Source organism: Streptomyces triticisoli (genome assembly GCF_003270085.1).
Taxonomy (GTDB): domain Bacteria; phylum Actinomycetota; class Actinomycetes; order Streptomycetales; family Streptomycetaceae; genus Streptomyces; species Streptomyces triticisoli.
Genome location: NZ_QFDQ01000009.1, coordinates 22,960 through 30,550, shown reverse-complemented (window position 1 = coordinate 30,550; position 7,591 = coordinate 22,960). Strand labels below are relative to the sequence as shown.

Here is a 7,591-nt window from a genome sequence, read left to right as displayed (position 1 = left end):
GAACCCGGAAGCTAAGCCTCACCGCGCCGATGGTACTGCAGGGGGGACCCTGTGGGAGAGTAGGACGCCGCCGAACAAATATTAAAGAAAACCCCGCACCGTGAGGTGCGGGGTTTTCTGCATTTCCGGGGGCAGTATTTCGGGTGATCGGGGTGGTACCCCGGTACTACGGTGGCCGGTATGACTACCACGGCCCTCGGGAACTATGTGATCAGGTCGGTGCGCGCCGATGAGTGGCCCGCCGTGAAGGCGTTGCGGTTGCTTGCGCTGCAGGACCCCGTGGCGCACCTCGCCTTCCTGGAGACGTACGACGATGCCGTCGCCAAGCCGGATTCCTACTGGCAGGAGCGGACGGCCGGGGCCGCCGTGGGTGCGACCGGCGCGCAGCAGTTCATCGTGGAGGGGCCGGACGGTGAGTGGGTCGGAAGCCTGACCGTGCTCGTGGAGGAGGCCGGCACGGCGGACTGGGCCGGTTTTCCGGTCGAGCGGCGGCAAGGGCACGTCGTCGGCGTGTACGTGCGGCCCGAGCACCGTGGGTGCGGGCTGACCGAGGTGCTGTTCGACGAGGCCCTTCAGTGGGCCTGGGGGATCGGCGCGGAGCGGGTGCGGCTGATTGTGCACGAGGACAACGGCCGGGCCCTGCGCTTCTACGGCAGAGTCGGTTTCCAGCCGAGCGGGATCACCGTGCCGCTGCCGGGCCACTCGGGCGAGTCCGAGCTGGAGTACGTGCTCGAGCGCCCCCGAGTCGTCTGAGTCGTCATGTCGGGAGATGGTCGTGCGGCCAGCGGGCGCGGGCCTGTTCGCGGGAGCGGAGCAGGGCCAGTGTCGGCATGCCGTGGTCCGCTCCGGTGGCCAGCAGCTCGGGGAGCCGGGGCAGCGGGGCGACGGCGGCCACATCGTCCAGGACGAGCGTGAGTGGTGGGTCGAGCCGACCGGAGGATGACCGTTCGGCCATGCGCCGGCCGTGCTCGACCACGCTTGAGGCGAGTGCCGTCAGAAGGGGCATCGCACCCGGGTTGGTGCGGGGATCCTCGATGGATTCCCCCACCACGTAAAGCGTTCCCCCTTCGCTGATGAAGGAATCCAAGGCGAGCGCATCAGTTCGGTTGGGAATGCAGGCGTCGCGGACGTTCACCGTGAACAGTGAGGCCAGTGCGCGGCTGGTCAACTCCTGGGCGATGTCACGGCGCTCGGGGTGCGAGGTGAGTGCCGCCTCCAGCTCGCCGGCCGATCCGGAGGCGGCCTTGGGATTCGTGCGCAGGGCCCGTACCGCCTCCTGGACCTGTGTGCCCTGCGCCCAGCGGTGGACGTGGCGGACGGTGCGGCCGTCGACGGCGGCGGCGTGGAGGAAGCTGCGCAGGAGGGTTTCCGCGGTGTCGGCCATCGCCTGGTCGATCTTGGCGGTGGGGCGGACCGGGGCGAGCAGCGCCGTGGCTCTCGACGCCGCCGTTGCCTTGTCCTCGCAGCCCGCGGTGGGGGACCAGTGGAGGCGGGCCGGGGTGTCGCACAGGTGGGCGGGGTCGTAGAGGAGGACCGGGCCCAGTTTGGCGCGGGGGTCCTTCGTGTCCTGCCAGAGGGCGGGGTGGGAGGTGAGGACGAGGGCCGGGCCCGCCGCGTCCCGGACGACCTGGGCGGCTGTGGCCCGGCGGCTCTCCCTCGGGGCGACGAGGACCTTCTGCCACCCGCTGATCCGTTCGGGCTCCGCCGGGTCCTGGGGCTCTCCCAGCGGCATCAGCGGTGCCTCTGCCCGCCGCGTCTCCACGAGCGGCTGTTCGGGTTCCGTGGCCGTCCGCCGGCCGGGCACCTTGTGCCGTACCGGTGTCGGCTCCGGCGTTTTCCGAGGCGCGGGTTCCGGCTCCGGTGCCGCCGCCCGTTCCCGGGCCGCCGCTGCGGCCGCCGCTGCCTCCATCCGGCTGCGCAGCCGTACGGCTCTCCACCGGGCCACCGTGCCCATCACGAACACGGTCAGCACGAACAGCACCATCAGCTGGCCGATGAACAGCCCCCAGAACAGCCCGTACCCCGACAGCTGCCCCGGAGGCGTGTCCGGCCAGGCGCCGGGCATGTCGTGCGGGTCACCCATGAGGTGGCGCATCGCCGGCGGCGTACGGGTGAACGCGAGCCCGGACGGCCAGGAGCCGTGGGCGAACAGGCCGGCGAGTCCGGTGGCCGTCCACACCAGCAGGGTCATGCCGAGCAGGAAGGCGAGGATGCCCACCAGCAGGCCGTCGGGGATGCCACCCTGGCCGACCCGGCCGCCCTGTGGGACCTGCCTGTGGTCGCGGTCGTCCGGTCTCACGCGTGCGTCTCCCTAGGCGACCGTCGACTCGGAGGAGCCGTCCAGGTCGGCGATGTGCTGTTCCATGAAGGCCGCCGCGCGCTCCTCCGCCTCCCGTTCGGCGGCGCGCAGCACGTCGTCGGAGACGAGGTCGCTGGAGGACTCCGTCATGGCGCGGTCGGTGAAGACCAGGGGGCGTTCGGTCTCGGTGACCAGGTGTTTGACCACCTGGACATTGCCGTTGACGTCCCACACGGCGATACCGGGGGTCAGGGTCGGGATGATCTCGACCGCCCACCTGGGCAGGCCGAGCACCCGGCCGGTCGCCCGTGCCTCGTCGGCCTTCTGGGCGTAGATCGTCCTGGTCGACGCCATCTTCAGGATCGCGGCCGCTTCCTTGGCCGCTGCTCCGTCGACGACGTCCGACAGGTGGTGCACCACCGCCACGAAGGACAGACCCAGCCGGCGCCCGAACTTCAGCAGCCGCTGGAACAGCTGGGCCACGAACGGGCTGTTGATGATGTGCCAGGCCTCCTCGACCAGGAAGATGCGCTTCTTGCGGTCGGGGCGGATCCAGGTGTGCTCCAGCCATACGCCGACGATCGCCATGAGGATGGGCATGGCGATGGAGTTGCGGTCGATGTGGGACAGGTCGAAGACGATCAGCGGGGCGTCCAGGTCGATGCCGACGGTCGTCGGCCCGTCGAACATGCCGCGCAGGTCGCCGTCGACCAGGCGGTCCAGGACCAGGGCCACGTCCAGGCCCCAGGCGCGTACGTCGTCTATGGCGACGTTCATCGCCTCGGCGGACTCCGGTTCCGGGTGCCGTAGTTGCTCGACGATGTCGGAGAGCACCGGCTGGCGTTCGACGATCGTCTCGTTGACGTAGGCGTGCGCGACCTTCAGGGCGAAGCCGGAGCGTTCGTCGAGGCCGCGGCCCATCGCGACCTCGATGATGGTCCGCAACAGGGCGAGCTGCCCGGTCGTGGTGATCGCCGGGTCCAGGGGGTTGAGGCGGATGCCGTGGTCCAGGGCGGCCATCGGGTCGAGCCGGATGGGAGTTATCCCCAGCTCCTCCGCGATCAGGTTCCACTCGCCGACGCCGTCCTCGCCCTGGGCGTCCAGGACGACGACCTGGCGGTCGCGGAAGCGGAGCTGGCGCAGGACGTAGGTCTTCTCCAGGGCCGACTTGCCGTTGCCGGACTCGCCGAGGACCAGCCAGTGGGGGGCGGGGAGCTGCTGGCCGTACAGCTGGAAGGGGTCGTAGATGTAGCCCTTCCCGGAGTACACCTCGCGGCCGATGATGACGCCCGAGTCGCCGAGGCCGGGTGCGGCGGTGGGCAGGTAGACCGCCTGGGCCTGGCCCGTGGACGTTCTCACCGGCAGCCGGGTCGTCTCGACCTTCCCGAACAGGAAGGAGGTGAAGGCGTCCGTGAGGGCGGTCAGCGGGTCCCGCATCAGAGCATCAGCCCCTACCTTCGGATTCCGGTGGCGAACGGGAGGGTGTTCACGAAGGCGCGGTGGTGCTCGCGGTCGCACCACTCCAGCTTCAGGTAGGACTTTCCGGCCGAGGCGCGGATGGTGCGTTTGTCGCGGGCCAGGGCCTCGGGGGAGCGGGAGGAGACGGTGATCCAGCCGACGAGGTTGACGCCGGCGGCGCCGCTGGCGAGGTCCTCGCCGCGCTGGTCGAGTCGGTGGTGGGCCTGTACGTCGCGCGGGTCGACGGTGCGGTTCATCTTGGCGGAGCGGCTGGCCTCGGCGGCGTCGTTGGTCTTCTCGGTCAGCATGCGTTCGATGGCGACCTCGGTGGGTTCGAGGTCCATGGTGACGGCGACCGTGCGGATGACGTCGGGGGTGTGGACGAGCAGGGGCGCGAGGAAGTTGACGCCGACCGGGGTCATGGGCCACTCCTTGACCCAGGCGGTGGCGTGGCACCAGGGTTCGCGGGTGGCGGACTCGCGGGTCTTGGCCTGCAGGTAGGTCGGCTGCCTGGCGTCCAGCTCGGCCGGCCAGGCGTTGCGCCTGGTCATCGCCTGGATGTGGTCGATGGGGTGGTCCGGGTCGTACATGGAGTGGATCAGCGAGGCCAGCCGTCCCTGGCCGAGCGGCTGCCGTACGCGGATGTCGGCTTCCTGGAGCCGGGAGCAGATGTCGGTCAGCTCGCGGGCCATGACGACCGCGAGGCCGGCGTCCCGGTCCAGTTTGCGGCCCGCCAGGGGCCGGGCGGCCCGTGCCATGGCCTGGGCCTCGGCGGCGAGGTCGCGGTTGTAGGTCATGCAGGCGACGAGGTAGGCGCGGTGCTGCTCGCTGCTGGTGGAGACCATGGACTGCAGTTGGTCGTACGATCGCTGCAGCCAGGCCGGTGTCCGGTCGTTCCCGCGTACGGCGACGTCCTTGGCGTGGGCGTCGGGGTCGGCGGGCAGGGTGCGGGCGAGCATCTGCAGGCGGGTGACGAAGCCGTCGCCGTTGGCCACGTGCTTGAGCAGGGTGCCGAAGCGGTCGACGAGGGCTTCCTGGTCCTCGGAGTCGCGCAGGCCGACGCCGGGGCCCTCGATCTCGATGGCGGCGGTGACCGTCTTGCGGTCGGCGTGCAGCAGTACGGCGATCTCGTCCGGCCCGAACGGCGCGGCGAGCCAGGTGATGCGGCCGATGCCGGGCGGTGGTCCGATCTCGATCTCGCGTCCGTCCAGGCGGGTGCCGGCCTCCATCGCGCCGGAGCGGTAGACGGCGCCTTTCTTGACCGTACGCTTGTAGGAGCGGCTGATCTCGAACCACTTGTAGAACGTGCGGTGCCGGTACGGCACGTAGACCGCGGCGAGCGCGAGCAGTGGGAAGCCGGTCAGCAGCACGATGCGCAGGGACAGCACGGGGACGACGAGCCCGCACATCATGCCGATGAACGCGCCAGCGATGATCAGGGCGATCTCGCCGGTCTCGCGGTTGCGGCCGATGATCGCGTTCGGCCGGGCGCGGCCGATCAGATACGTACGGCGGGGCGTGATCGTGTGGGACACGTGGGAATCGGTCGTCAACGCCCTTCACCTCCCGTGCGGTTGGTACTGCTGTTGCGGGTCCTGCCTGCGTGCGGGGTGGTCACCGGGCTGGGTGCGCGGGGAGCGGGTGCGGGGACGGAGCCACCGCCGCCGTCCGGGGCGCGTGTGCTGTGTGCGGCGACGCCACCGGAGGCGGGGTTGGCCTGGCGTGGGGCGGAGGAGTGGCCGCCGCCGTTGCTGTCGGCCCGGGTGCTGTGGGTCTTGATGCCCTGGGCGACCAGGGTCGCCGGGGAGCTGATGACGGCCGCGGCCTTGCCCTCGGCGCTCCGCATGATGCGGTTGTTGCGGCCGGCCGCGATCTCGTCGCCGAAGCCGGGGACGAAGCGGTAGATCATCGCGCTGGCGAAGATGGCGAGCAGGATGATGGCGAGGCCGGAGACGACGGCGGAGAAGGCACCGGGTCCGTTGTCGCCGGAGGACAGGGCGCCGGCGAGTCCGAGCACGATCACGATGACCGGTTTGACCAGGATCACGGCGATCATGACTCCGGCCCAGCGGCGGACGTGCCCCCACAGGTTCTTGTCGACCAGTCCGGCGTAGACGACGGTGCCGAGCAGTGCGCCGACGTAGAGCAGGGCGGCGCGGAGGACCAGCTCCAGCCAGAGCACGCCGGCGGCGAGGATGGTGACGAGGGAGACGACGATCAGCATGATCGGGCCGCCACCGATGTTCTCGCCCTTGCTCAGCGCGGCGGAGAACGTGCCGAAGAACGTGTCCGCCTGGTCGCCGGTCGCTTTGGCGAGCACGTCGGAGACGCCGTCGGTGGCCGATACGACCGTGTAGAGGATCAGGGGGGTGAAGGCGGAGGCTAGCACGGTCAGCCAGAGGAAGCCGACCGCCTCCGAGAGCGCGGTGGCCAGCGGCACGCCGCGCACCGCCCGCTTGGCCACGGCCAGCAGCCAGAGCAGGAGGGTGAGGATCGTCGACGCGGCGAACACGACGGCGTACTGCTGCAGGAACTTCTGGTTGGTGAAGTCGACGTTCGCCGTCTCCTGCACGGCCTTGCTGAGCTTGGTGACGGTCCAGGAGGCGGCGTCGGCACAGCCTTTGGCGAGGGAGGAGAGGGGGTCGAGGGCGGAGGTGGGATCGTTGTACGTCGAGTCGTCGCCGCTCCTGCTGTTGCCACGCTCGCAGTACTGCCTGGCCCTGCCGACGATGAGGTCGCAGTTGTTCCCGCTCTGCGTCGGCGTGGGCGTCGGGCTGGGCGTGGGCGCGGCGGCGGCGCGGGTGGCCAGCAGCACGGCCGACGTCTGCACGGCTGCCACGACTCCGGTGAGCCCCAGCAGGCGCTGCTTGCTACCGGGCATACGTGAACCCTCCGTACTCTTCGGTGGCCTTGCGGATCTCGTCGGAGGTGGCGGCCCTGTCGTCACCGGGGACCGGGGCGGGGCCGTCCTTCTGCGCGTCGGAGACGATCTTCCAGTCGTCTCCCGACCACTGCAGATCGAACGTCCACGTCTTCCAGGAGGAGGTGACCGGGTCGGTCGAGGTCTGGGCGGACATGCCGATGAGCCCCACGTACCAGACCTCGACCTCGGCGCTGTTGTCGCTGTACTGCCGCACGGTGGTGCCGATGGGCACCACGCGTGAGACGAACGTGCTGTCGGCGGGCGGGTTGCCGTTGGCGTCCAGGCCCATCTTCTTGAGGAAGTCGGCCGAGTAGGCCTGGTCCATGGGCCCCTGGAGTCTGGCCGCCGCGTCGGGGGTGTAGAGGAGGTCGAGGATGGCGTGCCGACTGTCCTTCTTGAACATGCCGGTGGAGCCGAGCGTCACGGCGTAGTTCGCGGCAGCGCTCTGCACCCCCTGTTCGTCGTGTGCGAACCCTGACGGGATGCCGTCCGTCTTCGTCTGCACCGGCAGTGTTCCGCTCGCCGCGGTCGCTGCCGCCTTCGGCTTGTTGCCGTCGCCGTTGCTGTCCGCCGAGGAGGGTCCGTCGCCGCCCGAGCGGTTCGCGAAGGCGATCGCGGCGATGAGGAGGACGACCACGGCGACCACCGTGATCAGACTGCGTGAGGACGAGCGGCTGCCGCGCCGGGCGCCGCCGTAGGGGTCGCCGGCCCGGTCCGGGAGCCGGGTACGGGTCTGTCCGCCCTGGTACGGCCCGTCGTCGGCGCGCGCCGGGTCGCCGTACCCGTGCTCGTCTCCGTGGCTCATGCCCCGTACGCCCCCTCGACCTCGTACCGGAACGCGTAGAAGTACGACGGTAGCCGTGCTGGTTCCCGCGTGGACGCGGTGTGGTGACTCGACATCAGGGAAACGC

6 protein-coding genes and 1 rRNA gene are annotated in these 7,591 nt (G+C 70.4%); 2 read left to right on the top strand and 5 right to left on the bottom strand.

Annotation, left to right across the window (positions count from 1 at the left end):
• Together rrf and DEP02_RS02055 are read left to right on the top strand one after the other, a co-directional pair.
• Nucleotides 1–76 (top strand): 5S ribosomal RNA (gene rrf / locus DEP02_RS02060); the annotation flags it as partial.
• A gap of 104 nt (nt 77–180) precedes the next feature.
• Nucleotides 181–753 (top strand): GNAT family N-acetyltransferase, encoded by a 573-nt coding sequence (locus DEP02_RS02055; protein WP_112465581.1) that lies wholly within the window; start codon nt 181–183, stop codon nt 751–753.
• A 4-nt stretch (nt 754–757) separates the two neighbouring features.
• Here DEP02_RS02055 and DEP02_RS02050 read toward each other — a convergent pair whose 3' ends face one another.
• Genes DEP02_RS02050 through DEP02_RS02030 form a run of 5 tightly spaced genes read right to left on the bottom strand, consistent with a single transcriptional unit; the run spans nt 758 to nt 7,485 of the window.
• Nucleotides 758–2,299: a type IV secretory system conjugative DNA transfer family protein gene (locus tag DEP02_RS02050; protein WP_112465580.1), complete on the bottom strand. Its 1,542-nt coding sequence runs from the start codon at nt 2,297–2,299 to the stop codon at nt 758–760.
• A 12-nt stretch (nt 2,300–2,311) separates the two neighbouring features.
• Nucleotides 2,312–3,736, bottom strand: a complete 1,425-nt coding sequence (locus DEP02_RS02045) for an ATP-binding protein (RefSeq protein WP_112465579.1) — start codon at nt 3,734–3,736, stop codon at nt 2,312–2,314.
• A 14-nt stretch (nt 3,737–3,750) separates the two neighbouring features.
• A complete protein-coding gene (locus DEP02_RS02040) occupies nt 3,751–5,310 on the bottom strand; it encodes an SCO6880 family protein (RefSeq protein ID WP_112465578.1) in 1,560 nt (519 codons plus the stop codon).
• Entirely contained in the window at nt 5,307–6,638 is a 1,332-nt protein-coding gene (locus DEP02_RS02035) for a hypothetical protein (RefSeq protein ID WP_112465577.1), read from the bottom strand. The genes DEP02_RS02040 and DEP02_RS02035 overlap by 4 nt, the downstream gene beginning before the upstream one ends.
• Nucleotides 6,628–7,485: a DUF8175 domain-containg protein gene (locus tag DEP02_RS02030; RefSeq protein ID WP_112465576.1), complete on the bottom strand. Its 858-nt coding sequence runs from the start codon at nt 7,483–7,485 to the stop codon at nt 6,628–6,630. Before DEP02_RS02030 ends, DEP02_RS02035 begins: the two co-directional genes overlap by 11 nt.
• Nucleotides 7,486–7,591 lie beyond the last annotated feature (106 nt).

Bases quoted from the DNA above. Each gene is read 5' to 3' on its own strand.
- DEP02_RS02035 (WP_112465577.1), bottom strand. From the start codon at position 6,638: ATGCCCGGTAGCAAGCAGCGCCTGCTGGGGCTCACCGGAGTCGTGGCA.
- DEP02_RS02030 (WP_112465576.1), bottom strand. From the start codon at position 7,485: ATGAGCCACGGAGACGAGCACGGGTACGGCGACCCGGCGCGCGCCGAC.
- DEP02_RS02055 (WP_112465581.1), top strand. From the start codon at position 181: ATGACTACCACGGCCCTCGGGAACTATGTGATCAGGTCGGTGCGCGCC.
- DEP02_RS02045 (WP_112465579.1), bottom strand. From the start codon at position 3,736: ATGCGGGACCCGCTGACCGCCCTCACGGACGCCTTCACCTCCTTCCTG.